General features: G+C 47.9%; 19 protein-coding genes. 16 read left to right on the top strand and 3 right to left on the bottom strand.

All coding sequences use genetic code 11. The features are described 5' to 3' along the window. Nucleotides 1–56: 56 nt before the first annotated feature. The 8 genes from ACFQ88_RS06210 (at nucleotide 57) to ACFQ88_RS06175 (ending at nucleotide 11,935) form a co-directional block, all read left to right on the top strand. Nucleotides 57–1,532 carry an arylsulfatase gene (locus ACFQ88_RS06210; RefSeq protein ID WP_379452962.1) on the top strand — a complete coding sequence of 492 codons (1,476 nt, stop codon included), beginning with the start codon at nucleotides 57–59 and terminating at the stop codon, nucleotides 1,530–1,532. 59 nt (nucleotides 1,533–1,591) lie between these two features. Further along, nucleotides 1,592–2,989 carry a sulfatase family protein gene (locus ACFQ88_RS06205; RefSeq protein WP_379452960.1) on the top strand — a complete coding sequence of 466 codons (1,398 nt, stop codon included), beginning with the start codon at nucleotides 1,592–1,594 and terminating at the stop codon, nucleotides 2,987–2,989. 13 nt (nucleotides 2,990–3,002) lie between these two features. Next, complete coding sequence (locus ACFQ88_RS06200; protein ID WP_379452958.1) at nucleotides 3,003–4,397, top strand: sulfatase family protein; 1,395 nt, start codon at nucleotides 3,003–3,005, stop codon at nucleotides 4,395–4,397. Between the two features lie 13 nt (nucleotides 4,398–4,410). Continuing rightward, complete coding sequence (locus ACFQ88_RS06195; RefSeq protein WP_379452956.1) at nucleotides 4,411–5,874, top strand: sulfatase-like hydrolase/transferase; 1,464 nt, start codon at nucleotides 4,411–4,413, stop codon at nucleotides 5,872–5,874. Between the two features lie 31 nt (nucleotides 5,875–5,905). Next, the gene (locus ACFQ88_RS06190) at nucleotides 5,906–7,378 is read left to right on the top strand and encodes a sulfatase family protein (protein ID WP_379452954.1); all 1,473 of its coding nucleotides are present in this window, start codon (nucleotides 5,906–5,908) and stop codon (nucleotides 7,376–7,378) included. Between the two features lie 102 nt (nucleotides 7,379–7,480). After that, the gene (locus ACFQ88_RS06185; protein WP_379452952.1) at nucleotides 7,481–8,770 is read left to right on the top strand and encodes an ABC transporter substrate-binding protein; all 1,290 of its coding nucleotides are present in this window, start codon (nucleotides 7,481–7,483) and stop codon (nucleotides 8,768–8,770) included. Nucleotides 8,771–8,993: 223 nt separating this feature from the next. Next, nucleotides 8,994–10,394: a sulfatase family protein gene (locus ACFQ88_RS06180; protein ID WP_379452950.1), complete on the top strand. Its 1,401-nt coding sequence runs from the start codon at nucleotides 8,994–8,996 to the stop codon at nucleotides 10,392–10,394. Between the two features lie 230 nt (nucleotides 10,395–10,624). Next, nucleotides 10,625–11,935, top strand: a complete 1,311-nt coding sequence (locus ACFQ88_RS06175; protein WP_379452948.1) for an ABC transporter substrate-binding protein — start codon at nucleotides 10,625–10,627, stop codon at nucleotides 11,933–11,935. Nucleotides 11,936–12,009: 74 nt separating this feature from the next. Here the strand turns inward: ACFQ88_RS06175 and ACFQ88_RS06170 are convergent, their stop codons facing one another. Both ACFQ88_RS06170 and ACFQ88_RS06165 read right to left on the bottom strand, forming a co-directional pair. Then, entirely contained in the window at nucleotides 12,010–12,708 is a 699-nt protein-coding gene (locus ACFQ88_RS06170; RefSeq protein ID WP_379453603.1) for a DUF4386 domain-containing protein, read from the bottom strand. Between the two features lie 181 nt (nucleotides 12,709–12,889). Further along, the gene (locus tag ACFQ88_RS06165) at nucleotides 12,890–13,471 is read right to left on the bottom strand and encodes a TetR/AcrR family transcriptional regulator (protein WP_379452946.1); all 582 of its coding nucleotides are present in this window, start codon (nucleotides 13,469–13,471) and stop codon (nucleotides 12,890–12,892) included. A 281-nt stretch (nucleotides 13,472–13,752) separates the two neighbouring features. Between ACFQ88_RS06165 and ACFQ88_RS06160 the strand changes: the two genes are divergently transcribed. The 4 genes from ACFQ88_RS06160 to ACFQ88_RS06145 all read left to right on the top strand — a co-directional run bounded on the left by ACFQ88_RS06160 (nucleotide 13,753) and on the right by ACFQ88_RS06145 (nucleotide 17,687). Then, nucleotides 13,753–15,438 (top strand): DHA2 family efflux MFS transporter permease subunit, encoded by a 1,686-nt coding sequence (locus tag ACFQ88_RS06160; RefSeq protein ID WP_379453601.1) that lies wholly within the window; start codon nucleotides 13,753–13,755, stop codon nucleotides 15,436–15,438. A 66-nt stretch (nucleotides 15,439–15,504) separates the two neighbouring features. Beyond that, nucleotides 15,505–16,077 (top strand): NAD(P)H-dependent oxidoreductase, encoded by a 573-nt coding sequence (locus tag ACFQ88_RS06155; protein ID WP_379452944.1) that lies wholly within the window; start codon nucleotides 15,505–15,507, stop codon nucleotides 16,075–16,077. A gap of 494 nt (nucleotides 16,078–16,571) precedes the next feature. Beyond that, nucleotides 16,572–16,814, top strand: a complete 243-nt coding sequence (locus ACFQ88_RS06150) for a hypothetical protein (protein ID WP_379452942.1) — start codon at nucleotides 16,572–16,574, stop codon at nucleotides 16,812–16,814. Nucleotides 16,815–16,838: 24 nt separating this feature from the next. Further along, on the top strand, nucleotides 16,839–17,687 hold the full coding sequence (locus tag ACFQ88_RS06145) for an alpha/beta fold hydrolase (RefSeq protein ID WP_239624561.1): 849 nt from the start codon (nucleotides 16,839–16,841) through the stop codon (nucleotides 17,685–17,687). Between the two features lie 332 nt (nucleotides 17,688–18,019). On the opposite strand, the gene ACFQ88_RS06140 is transcribed toward ACFQ88_RS06145, so the two are convergent. Continuing rightward, entirely contained in the window at nucleotides 18,020–18,538 is a 519-nt protein-coding gene (locus tag ACFQ88_RS06140) for a DUF3231 family protein (RefSeq protein WP_379452939.1), read from the bottom strand. Nucleotides 18,539–19,159: 621 nt separating this feature from the next. On the opposite strand from ACFQ88_RS06140, the gene ACFQ88_RS06135 reads away from it, so the two are divergent. From ACFQ88_RS06135 to ACFQ88_RS06120, 4 genes are all read left to right on the top strand, one after another. Further along, nucleotides 19,160–19,525 carry an HsmA family protein gene (locus tag ACFQ88_RS06135; protein WP_239624557.1) on the top strand — a complete coding sequence of 122 codons (366 nt, stop codon included), beginning with the start codon at nucleotides 19,160–19,162 and terminating at the stop codon, nucleotides 19,523–19,525. A gap of 515 nt (nucleotides 19,526–20,040) precedes the next feature. Beyond that, a complete protein-coding gene (locus ACFQ88_RS06130; RefSeq protein WP_379452937.1) occupies nucleotides 20,041–20,793 on the top strand; it encodes an IclR family transcriptional regulator in 753 nt (250 codons plus the stop codon). Nucleotides 20,794–20,959: 166 nt separating this feature from the next. Continuing rightward, complete coding sequence (locus ACFQ88_RS06125) at nucleotides 20,960–21,880, top strand: dihydrodipicolinate synthase family protein (RefSeq protein ID WP_379452935.1); 921 nt, start codon at nucleotides 20,960–20,962, stop codon at nucleotides 21,878–21,880. Continuing rightward, nucleotides 21,877–23,343: a hypothetical protein gene (locus ACFQ88_RS06120; protein ID WP_379452933.1), complete on the top strand. Its 1,467-nt coding sequence runs from the start codon at nucleotides 21,877–21,879 to the stop codon at nucleotides 23,341–23,343. Before ACFQ88_RS06125 ends, ACFQ88_RS06120 begins: the two co-directional genes overlap by 4 nt. Nucleotides 23,344–23,354 lie beyond the last annotated feature (11 nt).

Here is a 23,354-nt window from a genome sequence, read left to right as displayed (position 1 = left end):
GCAGGATCGTATGATGTGAAAGAGGCATACAAATTTCATAATAAGAGGCGATCTGATTGGCGAAGCCGAATGTGATATTGATCATGACCGATCAACAGCGATGGGATACATTATCGTGTGCCGGAAATCCGGTGATTCAAACACCGAACCTAGATTACTTGGCTTCCGAAGGAACATTGTTCGATAATGCGTATAGCTGTACGCCTTCCTGTATACCGGCCAGAGCCTCCTTACTTACGGGGATGAATCCCTGGAATACCGGCATCCTGGGAATGGGACGAGGGCAAGGGCCAATGGGAACAGGATTCGAGCATACGCTTCCCGGTGAGCTTGCTCAAGCGGGTTATCATACGCAAGGCGTCGGTAAAATGCATTTTTCGCCGCAGCGGGCGTTAAACGGCTTTCACAGAACGGTATTGGACGAATCAGGCCGCGCAGAGGATCCGGGCTTTGTCTCGAATTACCGCCGATGGTTCGAACAGAATAAAACCGGCGATTACGATTATACCGATCACGGGATTAGTTGGAATTCATGGATGGCCAGGCCAAACCATGCACCGGAATACTTGCATCCGACGAATTGGACGGTGAACGAATCGATTCAATTCTTAAAGGAGCGGGATCCCCGGAAACCGTTTTTTCTGAAAATGTCGTTTGCAAGACCGCATTCGCCGTATGATGCGTTGCCCTATTATTTCGATTTGTACATGAAAAAGAACCTTCCGTCCGCCGTTGTCGGCGAATGGGCATCGATTCACGACGATAAAAGGACAGCCTTCAACCCGGATGCTTGGCGGGGCAAGCGAACAGGTGAGGACATCCATCAAGCCCGCGCGGGATATTACGGCTCCATCAACCATATCGACCATCAGATCGGACGACTGTTCCATTACTTGAAGAAGCAGAAGCTGTGGCAAAATACGTTGATTATTTTCACATCGGATCACGGGGATATGATGGGTGACCATAACCTTTGGCGAAAGACTTACGCTTATGAAGGATCGGCCCATGTGCCAATGATCGTCAAATTGCCGCAACAAGCGGGAGTGCCGGTCGCGGAAAGAGTAGATGCTCCGGTGGTGCTGCAGGACATCATGCCTACGATTCTGGACGCGGTCGGGCTGCAAATTCCGGATACGGTCGACGGGAAAAGCGTTCTGCCGCTTATGATGGAGGAGAAGCCGCTGTGGCGCGATTATATTCACGGGGAGCACAGTACCTGTTATTCCGAGGAACAGGAAATGCAGTATGTGACGGACGGACGCATCAAATACATATGGTTTCCGCGTCTTGGAACGGAGCAGCTTTTCGATCTGCGGCAGGACCGCTACGAGCTTATCGATCGATCCACTGATCCGAATTACTCCGACACGCTGCTCCACTGGAGAAGGCGCCTTATTGCAGAGCTTGCGCCCCGTGATGTGGGACTGACAGAGGGAGACCGATTGATTAATCAGGCCGGAAAGCCGCCGATCGTGTCACCCCGTTACCGTGAGCGTCTTGAGAGGGCGGAGCGGGGAGATGGTGTATAACTTGCAGAAATCAGGAATCGCAATAGGTCAAGCAGACAAATACAGGAGGCACATTTTCGATGAACCAAGCAGCAAGCAAACCTAACATATTGTTTATCATGGACGATCAGCACCGATTCGATTATTTAGGCTGCATGGGTGCGGAGTACGTCCGTACACCGAATATCGACCGTCTGGCCCGGCGCGGGATTCGCTTCACCCACTGTTACACCAACTCCCCGCTCTGCGTGCCCGCCCGCATCTCGCTGGCTACGGGACTAGACCCGGCGCGTCTCGGTCTGGTCGATAACTCACATGTGCTCAGCAAGCAGCATGAGACGATGTATCAGCGATTTCGCGATAACGGCTATCGCGTTCATTGCGTCGGGAAGCTCGATTTGAACAAGCCGGATCGTTACAACGGCAGGTTCGGCGACAGACCGAATACCTATCAATGGGGCTTCACCCACCCGGAGGAATGTGAAGGCAAGGCGCATGCCGGCTCTTCACCGACGCCGATTGGTCCGTATACCCATTATCTTGAGCAGCACGGACTGTTGCAAACCTTCTATGACGATTATCGAAGCCGGGGCAAGAAAAACGGCTACTCCCAGTCGTTCCGTGATTCGGCGCTGCCGACGGAAGCGTTTGAAGACTGCTACATCGGCCGCAGAGCGGCACATTGGATCGATACGATACCGGACGACTTCCCATGGTTCTCCTTCGTCAGCTTCGTTGGGCCGCACTCCCCGTTCGATCCGCCGACCGCATACGCCGATAAGTACCGTCACACACAGGTGCCTGAAGCCGCTGATGGGATTGACGGGAAGCCGGCATGGGTCCGGAAGAAGGGAGAGCCGATTCAACCGGACGAAATCACCCTATCCCGCCGGCAATACTGTGCCGCCATTGAGGTGATCGACGATCAGATCGGGTTGATTCTCGATGCGCTGGAGCGACGGGGAATGATGGACAATACGTACATCGTGTTTACGAGCGATCACGGGGAAATGCTGGGCGATCACCGCTTGTACGGCAAAACATTGCCTTACGATCCGTCCATACACGTGCCGTTGATCGTGGCCGGTCCGGGGATTGAAGCGGGGCAGGTTTCTGCGGCGATGGTAGAATTGATCGATCTGAATCCAACGGTGGGCGAGCTGGCGGGCCTTCCGCCGCAAAGCGGAATCGACGCGCTTTCGCTCGCGGAGCTGCTGCTCGAAAGCCCCGGAAGCCATCACCGCAGCGAAATTATAAGCTCCGGCAAACATTTCCGATGCCTTCGCAACGAGAAATATAAGCTGATAGCTCATCACGACGAAACGATAGAATTGTATGATATGGAGTCGGATCCTCTCGAGCTTCGCAGCATCGCGAGCGATCAGCCCGAGCTTGTATGCAGCCTGCACGCGAAGCTGGAGCAGCGGTTCGCCGAAGTTACCGTTGACGATGTGCAGCAATCGACTTTCTCATCCTAAGGAGGCTCGCTTAATGACCCAAAGAAGACCGAACATTGTCTACATCATGAGCGACGATCATGGCTATCAAGCGATCGGCTCCTATGGAAGCCGAATCAATGAAACGCCGAATCTGGACCGGATCGCGAATGAAGGCATCCGCTTGAACAACTGCTTCTGCACCAACTCGATATGCGCGCCGAGCAGAGCGGTGATTCTGTCCGGTAAATACAGCCACCACAATGGGGTAAAGACGTTAGCGGACAAACTTGACGGAAGACAGATGACATTTCCGAAGCTGCTGCAAGCATCCGGCTACCAAACGGCGCTCATCGGCAAGTGGCATCTCGGGCACGGCGGCGAACATGATCCGACGGGCTTTGACTATTGGAACGTCGTGCCCGGACAAGGCCGCTACTATGATCCCGAATTTATCGAAATGGGTGAACAACGGACCATAGAAGGGTATGTGACGACCGTAACGACCGATCTTAGCCTTACATGGCTTGAAGAGCGGGATAAAGACAAACCGTTTCTGCTGATGTGCCACTTCAAGGCGCCGCACGGACCATGGCAGCCGGATGAGAAGCATGCGCAGCTGTATGAGGACTTGGAGATTCCGGAGCCGGTCACGTTCTACGACGATTACCGTAATCGGGGAAGCGCCGCCGGAGCCGCCTTAATGAGAATTGACCGGGATTTGCCGAGGAATGTGCCAAAGTACGCTGCACCGGAGGGGTTGACAGCGACGGAGGCGAAGAAATGGTTGTATCAGCATTTCATTAAAGATTACTTGCGCTGCGTCGCATCGATTGACGAGAATGTCGGCCGTCTGCTCGATTATTTGGATGCCGAAGGGTTAACGGAGGATACGATTGTCGTGTACACGTCGGATCAAGGCTTCTACCTGGGCGATCACGGATGGTACGATAAGCGGTTCATGTACGAGGAGTCGCTGCGCATGCCGTTTATAATGCGATATCCAAGGGAGATCGCCGCCGGCAGCGATACGGATGCCTTTGCACTGAACGTCGATTTTGCTCCGACCTTCCTGGACTATGCCGGATTGGACATCCCGTCCGACATGCAGGGATGCAGTATCCGCCAGGTCGTACAAGGCGTTGTACCGGACCACTGGCAGACGTCCGTTTATTATCGGTATTGGATGCATATGGATAAAATACATGCCGTCACCAGCCATTACGGCGTCCGTACCGAGAAGCACAAGCTGATTTATTATTATGGCGAGGCGCTCGGTTGCAAAGGCACCAACGACATTCCCACGCCGAAGGAATGGGAATTGTTCGACCTGGAAAACGACCCGCACGAGTTGAACAATGTTTACGATCTTCCGGAGTATGCCGATGTTATAGAGCGCTTGAAAGCGGAGCTGAACCGGCTGCGCGAGCAAGTGAAAGATTATGAGTAGCGAGGTGTTAACAATGAGTCAAGCAGGTCAAGCGCCTAATATCATCATGATCGTATCCGACCAGCACCGCGCCGATTGGATGGGCTGCACGGGAGCATCGTACCTGAACACAGCGAACCTTGATCGGCTCGCGGAAGGCGGCGTAATTTTCACGAATGCTTACTGCAATGCGCCGCTTTGCGTGCCTTCCCGCATGTCCATGATCAGCGGACGATACCCTTACCGCACCGAAGTGTGGGGCAACGAGCATGAGCTCGCCTCCGATGTTCCGACCTTTGCGCATGCATTGGGGTTGGCGGGCTATGAGACCGTACTGTGCGGGCGGATGCATTTTAAGGGGCCGGATCAGAGACACGGCTACCAGCAGCGGCTCGTCGGAGACATTACGCCAACCTACAGCGGAGGACCATCCGCTCCCTACGGCAGACTAAAAGGAACCGCGGCGCAAGGCATGTTGTCGCTGGAGCATTCCGGTCCGGGAGACAGCCCGGTGCTAAGGTACGATCAAGCGGTGACGGATGCTTGCGTAGATTTTCTTGACACCCGCCTCCGCAGCGGCGAGAGCCGGAGCTTGTTTCTTACGGTAGGCTACTACGGTCCGCACCCGACATTTATATGCCCGCCGGACATATATGCAGGCACTTCTGAGGCATTGCAAGGCATCGAGCCGATTTCACGAGATGAAGAACCTTTACACCCTTGGGTCGCGGATTGGTTCAACCGGTTAAAGATAGATCAAGCGACCGCCGAGGATGTCCGAAGAGTACGAGCCAGCTACGCGGGACTTGTTCAGCAATTGGACCGCCACATCGGCCGAGTGGTGGAGGCGGCGCGTTCGCTGCCCGGCGACACCATCGTCGTATATGTGAGCGACCATGGCGAAATGGCAGGTGACCACGGCATGTTCTGGAAGCAAAGCTTCTACGAGGGCTCGGCGGCCGTTCCGATGATCTGGCACCCGCTGTCCCAGGACACCGCCGAATTTCAGCTCGCCAGGGGCCGTACGGTCGATGTGCCGGTCAGTCTGATCGATCTGGCGCCGACACTGGTCGGGCTATCCGGTGCCCCCGCAATGCCGGGACTCGACGGCAATGATCTGCGGCCGCTGCTGGAGGCGGGCGCCAGCGCGGACAAAGAGGCCTTTTGGACGGAGCGTCCGGTTTATTGCGAACTGCTGCTGGGGCCTTCCCGTATGATCCGTTTTAAACAATACAAGCTGAACTATTACAGCAACCACGCGGCGCAGCTGTTTGATCTGGAGAGCGACCCGCATGAGAAGCGTGATCTGTACCCGCTGGAAGAATACGCTGGTATCCGCGATCAGCTGCTCAAGCTATTGCTGGAAGATTGGAATCCGGAACGGATCAAGGAAACAGTCGCAAGCAAAAAGGCCGACTTGCAGTATTTGACCCAGTGGGGAAAACAGATCGGCTTGGGCAATAAGGATTTGTGGCCGTCGAATTACTCGGATTATTAAACGACGCGGACGCCGCAGAAACGGAGGGGTTATGAGCAAACCGAATATTCTGATCATTATGGCCGACCAGCATCGATACGATTGCATAGGCGCCTACGGGAACCCGGACATCCGGACACCGAATCTGGATGACTTGAGTCAAGATGGCGTTACGTATGACAACAGCTTTTGCAGCGCGCCGTTCTGCACCCCTTCGCGCTATTCGTTTCTTACCGGATTATATCCTCACCAGCATTTGGGGTGGAGCAATCGGAGCACGATTCCGAAGGAAATCGATACGTTCCCCCGATTGCTGCGGCAAGCGGGCTACCGTACCCAAGCGGCGGGAAAGATGCATTTTACCCCTACCTATCTGGATCTTGGGTTTGATTCGATGCAGCTGGCAGAACAGAATGGTGACGGCCGATACGAGGATGATTACCACCGTTACTTGCGAGAACGCGATCTAATGGACCGGATCGACCTGATGGATCAAGTGAAAGTGTACAGGGAAAAAGCGCCGCAGCCGTATTGGGACTCGTGTGGCGCATTAACGTCCGACTTGCCGGAGGAACACCATTCGACGACATGGATCGGTAACCAGGGGCTGGCAGCACTGGAGTCATGGGGAGAGCATAGCGAGCTGCTGATGGTAAGCTTCATCAAGCCGCACCATCCTTTCGATCCGCCCAAGCCGTGGGATGCCATGTACGATCCCGAAAAGCTTCAACTGCTGCCGGGCTGGACCGAGCAAAATTTGCCGGCGGATTTGCGTATGAATGAGGGCTTCTTCCCGCATGCGAAGCTGACGGAGCCGGTATTGCGCCAAGCGATGGCGTATTATTATGGTTCGATCAGTCAGATCGACCATAAGGTCGGACAAATGATCGAGACGCTCAAAAGAAAAGGGCTCTACGAGAATACGCTGATCCTGTACACCAGCGATCACGGTGAATATATGGGGTACCACCACATGCTGCTGAAATCGAATTACATGTACGAGCCGCTCATCAAAGTCCCGCTAATCATCAAATATCCGAACAACGAGCAGGCGGGGGAACGATCCGCTTTACTGGTGAATAATATCGATGTTTCCGCTACGCTGCTTGAGCATGCGCAGGTGGACAAAGCGAAGTTCATGGCCGGTAAAAGCATTAGCAGCTTAGCCGGGAACCCGGGGGCCTTCGTCATTGGCGAGAACGGGCGAGGGAAGCAGTATATGGTGAGAACGGAGCGTTACAAGCTGATTTTGACGAGCGACCCTGGCAAATCCGCATTTTTCGATCTGGATGCCGATTCGTACGAGCTGAACAATCTCATCAACGACTCTGCCTATGATCAAGAGATCCGAGCTTGCCGCGAGCATCTGTTCCAAACGCTGCTGTTCGATGCGCCTGCACCGGTCTATGTCGATCCGTTGGCCGAAACGATCAAGGGTGACAATGTTCCGCCGGATCGGTCGGTGGGGACGAATTTAGCGGACTGGATCGCAAGCAATTGGAATGAGAGGTTATTAAGGAGATAACGACAAAGATAACCGTTGACTGGACACTCCGGAAACGCTATTTCCCTAGGGGAGACTGCGTTTCTTTTTGTTTTCAAACATTAATATTGTGAGGGGAGACAAATGAACAAAAAGCAAATCGCCATGTTATTGACTATCGCAGCCATGACCGGTACCGGATGCAGCACAAAAAGCTCTGATATACCCGTTACAAGTAATGATGAGCCTGTACAATTGGTTCTGTATCAACGGGGAGCCAACATCTCCGATGAGGAGGTTCAGGCTCTGATTGTCGAACCGGTCAAAAAGAAATATCCGAATATATCGATCACGCTAGTGCGAACGGACACGACCAATACGCCGCAAACCCTTGTCGCCAACGATAATTTGCCTGACATTGTATTCGGAAGTCCCGATGTGATCCGTCAGTTCAAGGAGCTTAATGCCCTGGAGGATTTGACGTCCTTAGTGAAACTTAACAATGTCGATCTAAACGCTTTTGAACCGACGGCGGTTGAAACGATCCGGGCTTACGGAGATCAAGGACAATTGTATGCCATCCCGTTCTCCATCAACTTTCCCGCGCTGTTCTATAACAAAGATTTGTTTGATAAATTCGGTGTGCCCTATCCCAAAGACGGCATGACGTGGGAAGAAACGACGGAGCTAGCGAAGAAGATGACGCGAATGGAGAACGGGCAGCAATACTACGGCTTACATCCTGCCGGGGTCGATCGAATGGCTGGACAGCTTTCACTGAGTACATATAATCCGACTACGAAAAAAGCAACCTTGACCGGAGACGAGTGGATTCATATTTTCAAAGAGCATAAAGCCATTTGGGATATTCCGGGCAATAAACCCGGGAACAATATTAAAACGTTCGAGGTCGATCGTACGCTGGCGATGATGGCAGCCATGGGAGCACGGCTGGGTGAATTTGAAGAGCTGCATAACCAGGGGAATCCGATGAATTGGGATATGGTATCGCACCCGACCTTTCCGGAAGCGCCAAGGATCGGCGCGGAGCTCGACGTCCACGTCTTGATGCTTACGGCAACGGGGAAAAATAAGGATGCCGCCTTCAAGGTGCTGCAGGTAGTAACGGATGTGACCAATCAGCATGAAATGAATAAAAGGGGCAGGCTGACGAGCTTGATCGATCCCAAGGCGAAACAGGATTTTGGCGTTAATCTGAAATCTTTGAAAGGGAAAAATATTGATGCGATTTTCTACAATAAAAACGGAGTCAGGAGAGGAATAGACAAATATTCACAGATCGCAAGTACGCAAATCGGCCCGGCCATGAACCAAAAGGTGCTGGCCAATAATGTGGATATTATAACGGCGCTCCGTGAGGCGGAGGAATTGGCCAACAAGGAAATAGAAAAAGAGCTGGCGAACAGTAAATGACCGGCGACTCCAAAGTATGCTGTGCTGCCCGACAAAATGCCAAGCCGCAAATGACATAATGATATTGTTAAAAGTAAAAATCCAAGTAAAATGGTATGTATTGTTAGGTATTTTAGATTGCACCATTTGACCGGACAGCCGGAGACAAAACGTTCTTTCCCTGTAGGGAAGCTGCGTCTTTTTTGTTTACACTTATTTCGAGTACATGAGGAGGGAAGCGGATTTGACGAAACAACCGAACATTCTGTTTATTATGAGCGACGATCATGCAGCCCACGCCATGAGCTGTTATGGCAGCAGAATCAATCAGACGCCTAATATTGACCGCATTGCGAATGAGGGGATTCGCTACGACAATTGCTTTTGCACCAATTCCATTTGTGCACCCAGCAGAGCTACGATCTTAACCGGAATTTACAATCACCTTAACGGTGTCCGGACACTGGGGGACAAGCTTGACGGCAGACAGCCTAACTTCCCTAAGCTGCTTCAAGCCAGCGGCTATCAAACGGCCATCGTCGGGAAATGGCATCTTGGGCAAGGCGGGGACAACGACCCGACTGGGTTTGATTATTGGAATGTACTGCCGGGACAAGGGAAATACTTTGATCCTAATTTCATTGAAAATGGCGAGAAAAAGACGTATGAAGGCTATGTAACGGACCTGATTACAGACTTGTCCCTGGATTGGTTGTGCAGAAGGGACAAGGAACAGCCTTTCATGCTGATGTGCCATCATAAGGCGCCGCACCGTCCATGGGTCCCCGACGAGAAGCATGCCCATTTATATGATGATATCGATATTCCGGAACCGGAAACGTTTCATGACGATTATGCGAATCGTGCCAGTGCGGCCGCTGCAGCCACAATGAGAGTCGATCGCGACTTGAAGGAAGAAGACGTCAAAGGAATACCTCCCGAAGGACTGAAGCCTGCGCAGCTAAAAAGCTGGAACTATCAGCGGTATATTAAGGACTACTTGCGATGTATCGCTTCGATTGATGATAATGTAGGACGTCTGTTGGACTATCTGGATCAGGAAGGCATAGCTGACGATACGATCGTCGTGTACACGTCCGATCAAGGCTTTTTCCTAGGTGATCATGGATGGTACGATAAACGTTTTATGTATGAGGAATCGCTGCGCATGCCTTTCGTTGTTCGTTATCCGCAAGAGATCAAGCCGAGATCCGTCCAGCCCGCAATGGTGCTGAATGTTGATTTTGCCGCCACATTCCTGGATTACGCCGATGTACCGATTCCCGAATCGTTCCAGGGAACGAGCCTGCGTCCGTTAAACGGGGGAAATGTGCCTGAAGGCTGGAGAACCTCTATGTATTACCGCTATTGGATGCATTTGGCGCATCATGGCGTATATGCGCATTACGGAGTGCGTACAGACAGGTATAAGCTTATTTATTACTACGCGGAAGCCCTCGGATCAACCGGCGCGATTGACGATCCCAAGCCGCCGGAATGGGAGCTGTTCGATCTGCGGAAAGATCCGCACGAGCTGAACAATATATATGCCGATCCGGCTTATGAAGCGATCGTTAAGGATCTGAAGGATGAGCTTCACCGATTGCAGCATGAAGTACAAGACATAGGAGTTGTAGAGATATAATAGCCATCTTAAATCTAGAGACGCTCTCCCATTGTGGATCCGCGTCTTTTTTGCATTCCATGCTCGTAGGCAGGCAAGGTGTTTTCGCATGGTGATACAACTTAATGATAAACATTTGAAAACATTTTGATATTCCAAATGGGCGGAGAGTCTTTTAAAATAAAATAAATCCTATATAAACAATAGGAATTATGGGTTATATAATAATTTAAAAATGGGGGCATCGCTTTATGACTAAAAAATGGTTGTTATACTCCGGTTTGGCAAGTTTGCTGCTAATCCCTTTGGGATGCAGTAATCATGCAGAAACCGTGAATTCCTCGCAGTCAAATAAAAAAGAAGGAATTGATCAACCAGTCAAGTTGATCGTCAATACGGCGGTCGGTATGAGTGATGATGATTTTGACAAATTGGTTGTTCAACCTGTGCAAAAAAAATACCCGAATATTTCTTTTGAAAAGGCAGCCAAAGCGGAAGAGTTAATTGCTGCAGGAACGGTCCCCGACCTTGTATTTACAAGTAACGCCCAAATCAATCTTTCTTTGGACCTTGGACTCGGTGAAGATTTGTCCCCAATGCTGAAGCAATACAACATTGACTTGAACCGTTTTGAGCCCGAAGTGGTCAGCAGCCTGAAACAAATCGGAAAAAATGGCGAAATCTACGGAATTCCATTTGACGCGAATGTCGGCCTAATGCTGTACAACAAAGATATATTCGATAAATTCGCCGTTCCGTATCCAAAGGATAACATGACGTGGAACGAAGTGATTGAATTAGCGAGAAAAACGACGCGTTCAGACAACGGCGTTCAGTATATCGGCACGGATCCCGGTACGGCTCAATCGATGATTCGTCAATACTCGCTTCCAGTTGTTGACGCCAATCAAGAGAAAGCTGTATTGCAGTCGGAAGGGTATAAGAATGTATTTTCGATCATTAAGCAATTATACGATATACCCGGCTATATCGGTCCGAAAAAGGAATTCAAATACGGTGCCGACACGTTTTTCAAGGATCGAAGATTGGCGATGCTGCCAGGCTGGATCGATGGGACATCCAAGCCGTTGATTGAAATGGAGAAGTCAGGAAGCGCGTTTAACTGGGACGTTGTATCGTATCCTGCCTATGACGACCGTCCCGGCTTGAGCAAACAGGTAGACATTCATCTGTTTCTTGTTCCTCCGACAAGTAAAAACAAAGAGGCAGCCTACCGGGTGCTCGAATTGTTGGTTTCGGATGAGGCGCAACGCGCGATGAACCGCAGCAGTACGCGGCTAACGGTTCTGAAAAATCCGGAAATCAAAAAGTCGTATACCGAAGAACTCGGCATATTCAAAGGGAAAAACCTAGAAGGGCTATTTAAGGTGAAACCAGCGCTGCCGCCGGTTAATACGGTGTATGACAACAAAATTTACGCGGTACTCAGTGATGCGCAAAAAAATATTGGACAAAACGGCATGGATGTTAACACGGCACTTCGAACTGCAGATGAGCAAGCTAATAGCATCATTACGGAAGTAAAAAATGCCAACAAATGAATTCCATCATAATAGGTAAACCAATCAAATTGGAGACAACGGAGCAGCAAGCCGTGTGTTGGAGAGCCTTCATATTAATTTGAAACACAATCCCGTACGGTTGTGTTGAATTCTTTAACGATTAGCCATATAGCCAAAACCAATTGTTGAAAAGCTATTGGGATGTTCAACATCATGTAGGTTGCATCCAGACCGATGAAGCGAATCATAAATAATAAGCTTGCCGATATGGACAATATAGAACCAATAAGACCCCAACCTGACAACCAACGTGGAACTAGTTTTGTTTGGTAAAATATGCAGTTAAACAAGAGCATCGCCAATACAAATGCCAGTGTTATTGCCACATGGTTCACCAAATCACGTCCTACCTTTAACAAGCCACCTAAGGTCTGAAAATACGATACATCCAGAGTTCCAACTTTTGAAAATTCGTGGCTTAATGTCAATAGCAAAAGAAGAATGATTACACCGATAATAATGAACACACCCGCAATAATGCCGAAAGAAACAGATCCAAGAGCTAAATATTTATTATGCTTACTTAAAATCGGATACATCAAAATTGGAATCCCGACATATGAAACAACCATTAACAACTGGAAAAAGGCTCCCATTAGTACCTGGTTTTCATTTGTAAAAGCTTTTACAATGTAGTCTGCTCCATCTATAACAGGAACAACGCTAAATATCCCTGCAACCATGCCGGCAATGAATAACACTCCAGTAATTACTGCAGAACTTCTACCTGAATTTGTACTACTCCTCAATATAAATAACCTCCCCCAAATAGCTGCTTTTTATAATATGACTGGAAATTATAAGAAAAAACAGATACTTTAGTATGGAAGTTATTCCGGTTTGTAAAGGCTTAACGGCATAAGCAAAAAAGCCTGCTGCGAAAATAAGCTGTAGGCTTTTTAGGGCATATTAGACTGCGATCGACTTTCAATATTAAACAAGATGATTTAGCAATGAAAACTGTTGAGCTAAAAATTGCGGCGTATAAGGCATGTCATTTCTCACCCAAGCCACGATCGTACCGATTAGCGCAGCTGAACCATACCATATGGCAATGTCTTTTTGAATACCGGCTTCGGAGATGAAGGAATTTCTTTCATTCTCCACTATTTGTGTAACGGTCTGCGACAACATCCTTAGCAAACGCTCCGTAAAAATGGGCGTACGTTTCGAGCCTAGCACAACTTTATAAAATTTTGCATGTTCAGCAATGTGCTCAAGCAAACTAACCATCACAAAGAAAGCTTTCTCTTCTTCTAAACCTGGTTGAGATGGATTGCGGTTTAAAGCATTTTGTATGTCCTCAATCATATCATCGGCCATCTTCTCCAGCATATCCGGGATATCGCGATAATGCAGATAAAAGGTTACTCGATTTATGGTTGCCCGCTCTGCAATCCGATTAACCGTAATTTTCTCAATCTCCATTTCATGCAATAAATCGATTAGGGCATCTTTCAGCAGTTGGCGTGTTCGAAGGATCCTTGGGTCGATACGAGGCTTGTCTTGATTCATGCGGATAACTCCTTTCCATATTTAATTTACACTTTAATCAGTATTGTATTATAAGTAAGACTTAAGCGACACAATTGCAATAAACGATAACTAAATTACACTTTGTCCTGTAATCGTTGCTTGTAACAATCCTCTTAATGACTATAATATAAACTACAACGTGTTAATTATAAAACACTTTGTAAATTAAGTATAGAGAAATATGGAGAGGATGGAGGACATTGGGGAATAGTGAAGAGACAAGCAATAGTTTAGTAAAAAAAGGTCCCATTTTGTTTGTTATGATTTTGGGTGCATTTCTTGCGACACTGAATCAAACCATAATGAGTGTTGCGACCCCGGAATTAATGACAGACTTTAATATTTCTGCAACAACAGCTCAGTGGCTAACCACCGGCTACATGTTAGTTAACGGCGTACTGATTCCTATTACGGCCTACCTCATGCAGCGGTTTAGTACAAGGCAGCTTTTCCAGGCTTCCATGATTCTTTTCCTAATCGGCACAGTTGTCTCCGCGATGGCGACGAGCTTTCCGGTTCTGCTATCCGGTCGTATGATTCAAGCAGCTGGTGCGGGTATTATTATGCCGCTTCTTACAAATGTCATTTTAGCGCTGTTCCCGCCGAATAAACGAGGAGCCGCGATGGGGATGATGGGACTGGCCATTATTTTTGCCCCTGCGATTGGCCCGACGCTTGCCGGATATATTTTGGAAAACTATGCATGGCAGACGATGTTTTATGGCATGATTCCGCTTGCCCTTATTGTCATTGCCTGCGGATTCATATTTTTGGGGAACGTATCTGAAAGGGTTAAAACAAAACTGGATATCCTCAGTGTCGTAGCTTCTACCATTGGCTTCGGGACACTGTTATATGGATTCAGCCGTGCGGGGAGCGAAGGGTGGTCAAGCTCAGAGGTTCTTCTATCTATCGCTGTAGGTATAGTAGCCCTCGCGCTATTTACATGGCGTCAGCTGATTTCCAGAGAACCATTGCTAGATTTGCGGGCATTCAAATATAATATGTTTTCCTTGACGACGATTATCAGTATCGCGGTAACGATGATCATGTATGCGGATATGATGCTGCTGCCGCTCTATTTACAAAATGCCCGCGGGTATACAGCTTTAGAATCCGGGCTGCTAATGCTTCCTGGCGCCCTTGTGATGGGCTTTCTCATGCCGGTTACCGGTAAGCTTTTCGATCGATTCGGTGCCAAATGGTTGTCTGTCATTGGGATGGTTATTACGATTGCGACAACGCTTGGTTTTATTAACTTAACTGACTCGACTAGCTACACTTATCTCCTTCTTATGTCTACTGCTCGCCGAATTGGGATGGCGTTGCTGTTGATGCCGATTCAAACCGCAGGCTTGAATCAACTGCCTAACCGATTAAATGCCCATGGTACAGCAATCTCTAATACCATTCGACAAGTTTCCGGTGCGATGGGTACTTCATTGCTTGTTACCATTATGGCCGATCGAACCAAAACTCATATGAAGGATATGCTGGCTTCTGGCGGAACAAAGGGCGCAACACAGGCTCAGATGACCACAGAAGCTACCATACAGGGGATCAACGACGCCTATCTCGTTATTGTTGCAATCGGTATTATTGGATTGGTGCTCACATTCTTTATCAAGCGTGTCAAACAAATTTCTGAAGAAGTACAACCTCAACAAGAGAAGGACGTAGTTCACGAGCATATAAAAAAAGAACAGGCTGAGACAAACGAGCGCATGGATCAGCAAAGTGCAGACGATGAGTTTCGGAGTGCACTTAGGGACTTTATAAAGAAACCTCGATCCGCTAAAGAGCATGAGCGTTTTAGTGATAGAGAATATAGGATGGCACTTCAGAGGATAAAGGGAGATTTTATCGATGATAACAATGAAGAAGAAATGAACGATAAAGGTTATCGAAAGGCTCTGAAGAAACTCCAGCAAAGACCGGATCATTAAGATTAAAAATGATAAGCAATTTCATAGATTAATAGATTTAATACCGATAAGGGAGGAGATCATACGATGAAAATTTACATCGTTTATGATAGTGAAGCGGGTCATACGGAACAGCTTGCCCGTTCTATCGCTAAAGGGGCTAAAAGTGTAGAAGGGACAGAGGTATTTATCAATCACGTCAATCATGCAAATATTAAGGATCTCGAACAGATGGATGCTATTATCTGGGGATGTCCCGGTCACTTCGGTTCTATTAGTTCCGGGTTAAAAGCATGGATTGATAAGCTCGGTTATTTATGGGCAAATGGGAAATTAGTTGATAAAATCGGTGCCGTATTCTGCACGACAGCAACCGTTCATGGCGGTATCGAAGCAACCTTGCTTAACTTGATCACTCCGATGTTGCATCAAGGGATGATGATCGTCGGGTTGCCGGCTAATATTCCGGATAATGCGCTATACGGCAGTTATTATGGTATAGGGGTTACATCTCCTGATGAAGATACTGATGATGTGCTAAGTCATTCACTTTTTGAGAAGGGTCTTGCACTAGGCGAGGCTCTAGGGAAACGCGTGGCCTATATGACAAACACATTTGTGAATGGAAAGAAATTTCAGAGCACTCAAGCCTACAGCTAAACCTGTTCCATAGCTCGAATCATTATTGGAATGAAACGCTTGAGTTTGTAAATGCAAGAAGGGCGTACCGCCAGCGGTACGCCCCTTTTTGAACCTGACGGAACTGAAACAGGTATAATCCCAATCCTTCACGGAACCGGATCCGCTGAAGCTTTCGTACACGTAAAATTCTGCCTTCTTGTTATCACCGTCTTAACCGGTCACGATTTCATCCACATCGCATTGCTACCCGGATCGTATTCCCGCAGCTGATACCAGGCGCCGCCGCCGGAGTGAACGTAGTTGGACGGGTTTTGCGAGGAAACCGTCGAGCGCTGACCGAGGTAATCCTCTAGTCCGACAGCATGTGTCGGATGATTAGAACTTGATTACATTACAAGCCGCTAAAAACGCCGCTTATTTTTTTATGTTATAAGGTTCTTAGAAACTTTTTAATTCCTAAGGAATGAATGGGTTACGTTTGGGTTACCTTAACTCTAAAACGGAGGTTTTTTATGGAACTGTTCAGAAATGGGGAACCTCATCCTTTGTATGATGAGCTTATGAGTTTGAAAGATGTAAAGATGCGAAACGTTGCCATTAAAGCTGTCAATGGAGTGATTTTAGTATCATACATTGATGATAAATGGATTATTACTTTAAATGATCGCTTCCAGTTAGAAAGTGCTAATATTAACGAAATCATCGATCATGTGGACAAGCTGCATAAAGATAATTCCAATGTTTTAATTCAGTAAAACCTATAAATCCGAGAGGTATCCATGTATAGAGCTCCCCGTATATTTGCTAATTCGAAACCTGTACAGGAGATCAACCTGTTTTATCGCTCTTGGATCCCTGTAAACCCCATAGGACTAGTCCTTCTCATTCACGGAGCAGGAGAACATTCAGGATTTTACACCCATATAGGTAAGGAATGTGTAAACAGGAAGATTGGATTCATGGCACCGGATTTGCGCGGATTTGGAAAATCGGGAGGACAAAGGGGACACGTCGATCGGTTCAAAGAGTACTTAGATGACTTGGATGACTTGGTCACTCAACTGCAAATCCGATATCAGGGATTGCCATTATTTTTATGCGGTCATAGTTTGGGCGGCTTGATCGCAATCCGGTTTGCTCAACAGTTAGAAAGCAAACCGGCCGGTGTCATTTTGTCTTCACCTGCGCTGGGCACCCGCCTTCCAACTACGATTCGAAAATGCTTTGATCTTGTTTCCTTGTTAACCCCGGCATTGCCGCTTGAACTAATAAAATGGAATGAATCGCTGAAAAAGTGGAAATGGTTGCAATCGCGTCTGCCTGGTTGGACTTCCGATTTGTTGGATGATCCCTCAGCTACGATTCAGTATACCCCCCGATGGTTCGCCGAGCTATCGCGTAATGGAACAAAAGCTTTATCAGAAGCAAATAGATTTCATTATCCGACTCTATGCCTTTATGACCGGTTTGACCCCATCGTGAATTCAGATCTTATTGAGCAATTTATTCAGATGATTGTTTCCGAAGATAAAACATGCGCTGTCTTTACGGAAGGAAATCATAGCCTTCTGCAAAACGGAGAATTATTGAACCAAATGTTTCATTGGTTATCCACTCGACTAACTTAATCTTCGAAGTCTGGTTCTCCTCAGACTATGAGTCACAGTAAGTGTGTTTGTAAGCTTGCGCGGCCTGTTCAGAGCCAACTGAACGTCTAGCAAGCTTGTCCCATAAAATTTGCATTATTTGGTGTTTTTATCGGATCAAATTTGTGTCGTTATTCGATGGTAAGCAGCCTATGCATATTCACGAGACGATTAAGAAAGAACTCAAATCAGGCTAACGTATTCTTGTCGCTAGGAGAGTGCCATCCATATATGGATGGTTATATGACAAAAACCACCAGTGTTCGGTGGTTTTTTGGTGAATGTCCAGCGTGTAAAGCATCAAATATCAAAGGCTAGGCTTCTACTAGCTCAGGTCTTTTTATTTGAAGTGGGGGTGGTATAAGCCAACCTTTTTCTTTGCTCATTCTTAAAATTTTCAAACCTAGAGCAGTCTTTGTAACATGATACTTTGCAAACAGAGCCCCAATATCCTCACGAATGGACATACCCATTATTTGTGAACATGCCACCAATCCCATAGATGTATCGGCTCCAATCATTGCGGCAATTTCTTGATCTGTAAAACGTGCTCCAACCGGGATATCCTCAAGCTTAGCTTCCGGTCTATCGGGAAGTGAAGGGGAAGGAGTGATTCCATTTTGCGAGAGTATTGTATCACATTCGCTCACTTCCAATTCTGCTTGATCAATTAGCTCTTCTAATGTTTTTTTAAGTTCTTTGTCTCCAGCATGGTATTGATATGCCCGATACGCAGAGATACACCCTTTCGCTTTCGTAGAGAATTGCCATACACTAGAGATTTCGCCATAATGCAACGGTTCATCTTTCGGATTTCCACTTAAAATACCCACTGTAACAGCTCCTCGTTGTAGTTGTTAATTGAAACGAAATTTATTTTGTCTAAGGGGTGTTCCTTTTATTCCTATAGAATTACAGTTTTCATTCTAGTTCACTTGCTTTTCGTACGTATCAGTTTCATAAAAAGTATTTAATTATGAAATAATAAATGAAACTAAATAACGGAGGTGAAGATGTGTCTAAATCATTTATAACCCCTCAAATTATCGCCGGTATTGTAGGTACATTAGCAGCTTTTACCTTTCCAGTTTATTTTGCAATTAAGGGTAGATAGCACAAGAAAGCCACCGTACATATATTATACGATGGAGCAAGGTTGGTAACACCCATCGAACGATAATGAGCAACTGCGGCTGGACTTGCCAATATCGAAACGGCATTGAATGCTCCAATGTTGTAAGTAAGTTTTTTGTAAATAATATGGTTATTATTAAGCTTGAGGAGTCAGAAGTGTCAAATTATGTGTTCTGCGTGGCCAGTTCGAATAAGGGACCTCTCTTTACTGTAACGCTTCCTCATCTGTAACATGTTGTTCATTCTCCGTTCATTCTCGCTTCCTATACTTAAATCATAAAGAGCTGGGAAGCAAAATGTATCTGAGGAGGAACTATACCATGTTAGCATTAGCAGTTATTTTTATTAACTTAGCACTAGTTGCTTATACAATCGGTGTTTGGGGCGAAAAACTTTCTGGCCGATTAAAACCGAATCATTTAGTTTTCTTTTTTGCCGGGTTATTGTTTGACGGAATAGGTACTAGCTTTATGCAACAGCTGAATACAAGCAGAGAAATCAATTTGCACGGTATTACTGGAGCGATTGCCCTGATTTTGATGTTTATTCATGCGATATGGGCAACAATTGTATTATGGAGAAAAAAAGAAAAACAAATCCAGCAGTTTCATAAGTTCAGCTTGGTGGTTTGGGGTTTGTGGTTGATTCCTTATTTGATCGGTGTCGCTTTAAGCATTTTTAAATAAGGCTTATGAGATGTGGAGAGTTGCCATGCTTCTGTAGTACCGCAAATTGAAAGTTCGTGAAGATTCAACGATAGTAAGCCGAGTTGAAATTATTTTTTGAATACCCCTTTTGAGAAAGTACAAAAAATTATTGAGGCGATGTCAGTTATACTGATGTCGCCTCATTTTGATATGAACTTATCCATTCAGCATCTGTAATCTTACATTCATTTTCAGCCATCCAACTTGGGGCCGCCGTCATTCAAAAACTAATCCGAAGTACGAACATAGAGGATTCTTTGGTTCAAGAAGTGCTGATGGGCATCTATTGGCAGGATTGTCCACTTCAAAACTTTATTTGTCACCCAACACCGACTGTGAGGAAATAGAGTCGATATCGGGGATCATATGCTGCACGCTGCGCCATTGGATGACAAGAACATTATTCGACGACTCCAATCTGTCTTGATGAATGACCAATTAAGCAGTATGATAAAGCCAAAGAAATAGAACTATGTTGCGAAATGGAGAACAATATGACGGAGGATATCAAAGTAAAATCATTGTTCAAGGCGCTGCGGATATTGGAGTGCTTCACCGTTAATGACCCCGAGCTCGGCATTACGGAGATCAGCGAACAGATGGGGTTGTACAAAAGCAATGTGCATAATATTGTAGCTACCTTTGTGAAGCTGGGCTACCTGGAACAAAATCCGGAGAATGATAAGTATCGGCTTGGGTTTAAAATCCTCGAGCTTAGCCATGTCATCTCCAGTAACATCAGTATCCGAAAAGTGATTCTGCCTTACATGCAGGAGCTTGCCGACCATGCGAATGAGACGGTTTACCTGGGCATACCAAGTGATACCGAGGTCATATATCTCGAATCGTCCTCACCGAAAAATCAGCTGTCCACGCGTTCCATGCTCGGTCTCAAGGCCCCGCTTTATTGCACGGGGATCGGGAAAGCGATGCTGGCTAACTTACCGGGTGAGGTGCTTGCCAGTATCATCGCGAAAGGACCGACCAAATTCACCGATCAAACCATCACGGATGAAGCAGCGCTTAGGGCTGAATTGGACGCGACGCGGACTCGTGGCTACTCCATTGATAATATGGAGCATGAATATGGGATTAAGTGCATTGGGATGCCGATCCACAATAAGAAGAAGCAGGTCGTCGCAGCCATTAGTCTGTCCGGACCATCGTTACGTTTTACTCAGGACAAGATCGAAGAGCACGTACTGAAAATGAAAGAAATCGTACATGCCATTGAAGATAAGCTGTAAAGAAAACTGATTCCGTATAGAAAAATATGGTTGTCATAAGAACTTTTGTATTATAAAATAATTGTGAACAACGTTCTTCTATGAGGAACTCTTTTTTAAATAATAATTAGAACGCGGTTCTGTATTAAAGAACATACATCGACTACAAGGAAGGGGAGATGCAGCTGTGAGCAAGGCGATTCCTACCGGCGTTTGGCCTACCATGTTGACACCATTTACAGTATCGGGCGAGGTCGATTACGCGGCCTTGGAGCAGCTAATGGAGTGGTACATCGGTCGCGGTGTTCAGGGACTGTTCGCCGTGTGTCAGTCCAGCGAGATGTTCTATTTGAGCCTGGAGGAGAGGGTGGAGCTCGCTCGTTTTGTGGTGCACAAGGCCGCCGGTCGAGTGAACGTGATCGCTTCAGGACATACCTCGGAGCGTCTGGAAGATCAGATCGAAGAATTAAGACGAATCGCGGAGACAGGAGTTGACGCGGTGGTCATCGTCAGCAATCGCTTGGCTGCAGATGGTGAGGACGATGCGGTTTGGATCCGGAACATGTCGAGCATCCTGCACGCCATTCCTGAGATTTCCTTCGGTATTTACGAATGCCCTTATCCTTACAAAAGACTGCTTTCCCCGGAAGTCTTAAAGTGGTGCGCGGATACGAGCCGGTTCCACTTCTTGAAGGACACCAGCTGTGATCTTCAGCAGATGGAGGCGAAGCTGGCTGCCGTGAAGGGCAGCGGGCTAAAGCTGTATAACGCGAACTCAACGACGCTGCTGGAATCATTGAAGCTTGGCGCTGCGGGCTTCAGCGGCGTCATGGCGAACTTCCACCCGGAGTTGTACGTCGAGTTGGTACAAACTTGGAGCCACGATCAGGCCAAGGCCGATAGGCTGCAAACCTTCTTGTCCGTCGCGTCTTTAATTGAGCTTCAGATGTATCCGGTCAACGCCAAATACCACTTGCAGCAATTGGGATTACCGATCCAAACCACTTGCCGTGTAGCGGACGCTTCCCGATTGAAAGCGAATCAACGCCTGGAAGTCATCCAGCTGGAACGTCTGGCCAAGGCGGTTTCCCGGGAGGCGATCTCATGAGCCAATCGGTTCCGAATCGGTCTTGGAGCTACCTCAGTACTCAGGAGCTCACTATAGCAACAAGCAGTGATGAGACGAAGGCTAGCCGCTTAAACATCGTGAGATTGGCTCCGGGAGACCGGCAGCTCGAGCTTCAGTGGCAATATGAAGGGGCAGAACGCAGCGGTGACATCAAGTACGAGATTCAATGGAGCGCACTTAATGAGGAGAGGAATGCAGGAACCCTCCAGTTGCCAGGAAGTGCTAACGGAACGGTGGTTCGGAACTTGGACCATGCTAAGGACTACCGTATTCTCATCAAAGTCATTTCCGACGGAACCGGAGCCATCCTCGCGGTAAGTCCAATCCGATTGTTCCGTACCGGAGAGGTGCCGGGGACCGTCGTCAACTACATACACCCAGAGGATTACACGTATAACTATTCCGGGAGATCTACGGCGAGTCCATCCCTTGTTCATCTGCCGGACGGTGCCTGGATTGCATCTCATGATGTATTTTGGGGTAATGGGGGGCAAAATGTTACGAAGCTGTTCCGGTCCGAAGACATGGGAAAGACATGGACTTTCCTGTGCGATCTGTATCCGTGCTTCTGGGGGAAGCTCTTCCTCCACCGGGAACGGCTGTATATGCTCGGTACGAGTACGGAGTACGGCAGCCTGCTGATTGGCCGATCGGACGACGGCGGCCGCACATGGTCCGCCCCCAGCGACTTACTGCCGGCCGGCAGCCGGGAGCAGGGAGGGCCTCATAAGGCGCCAATGCCGGTTGTTGAGCATCAGGGCAGGCTCTGGACAGCCGTGGAGCACGGCTCCTGGCGGATTGGCGGCCATGCCACCGGGGTGGTGTCCGTACCGGCCGACGCCGACCTGCTCGATCCAGCACAGTGGAGCGTCACACCTTTTCTCAAGTACGACAAGGGATGGCCAGGGACGATCGAAGGCGGAGAGAAGCCTTCCTTGCTCGAAGGGAATGTCGTCATTACGCCGGACAATCGCTTGGTGAACCTGCTCCGTTATCATACGAAGGGCGGTCATCCCGAGTATGGCAGGGCAATCCTACTTCATGTTGATGATCAAGATCCTTCAGCGCCATTAACGTTCGGCAGTGTCATCGATTTTCATGGCAACATGGCGAAATTTACGATCCATTATGATCCAATGACAGGCAGATACTGGTCTCTTGTGAACCGTGTGACAACCGCCAATACCAGTCAGAGAAATATTCTCTCCCTGGTCTCATCGGCCGATCTGGCGCACTGGCAGCTGCATCAAGACGTCCTGAACTATGAGGATAACGGATGGCCGGAGGATAGCACGAAGGTCGGTTTTCAATACGTAGATTGGCAGATAGAGGGGCCGCATATCCGATTCTTAAGTCGGACCGCCATCAACGGAGCCTACAATTACCATAACGCGAACTATATTACGTTCCATACGATTGAGAACTTCCGAGATTGCCTATAAACGGACGGAGG

Source organism: Paenibacillus sp. NPDC056579 (assembly GCF_042793215.1).
GTDB lineage: Bacteria > Bacillota > Bacilli > Paenibacillales > NBRC-103111 > Paenibacillus_S.
Note: the sequence above shows the minus strand (reverse complement) of the source record. Positions and strands in the feature narration are given on the sequence as shown.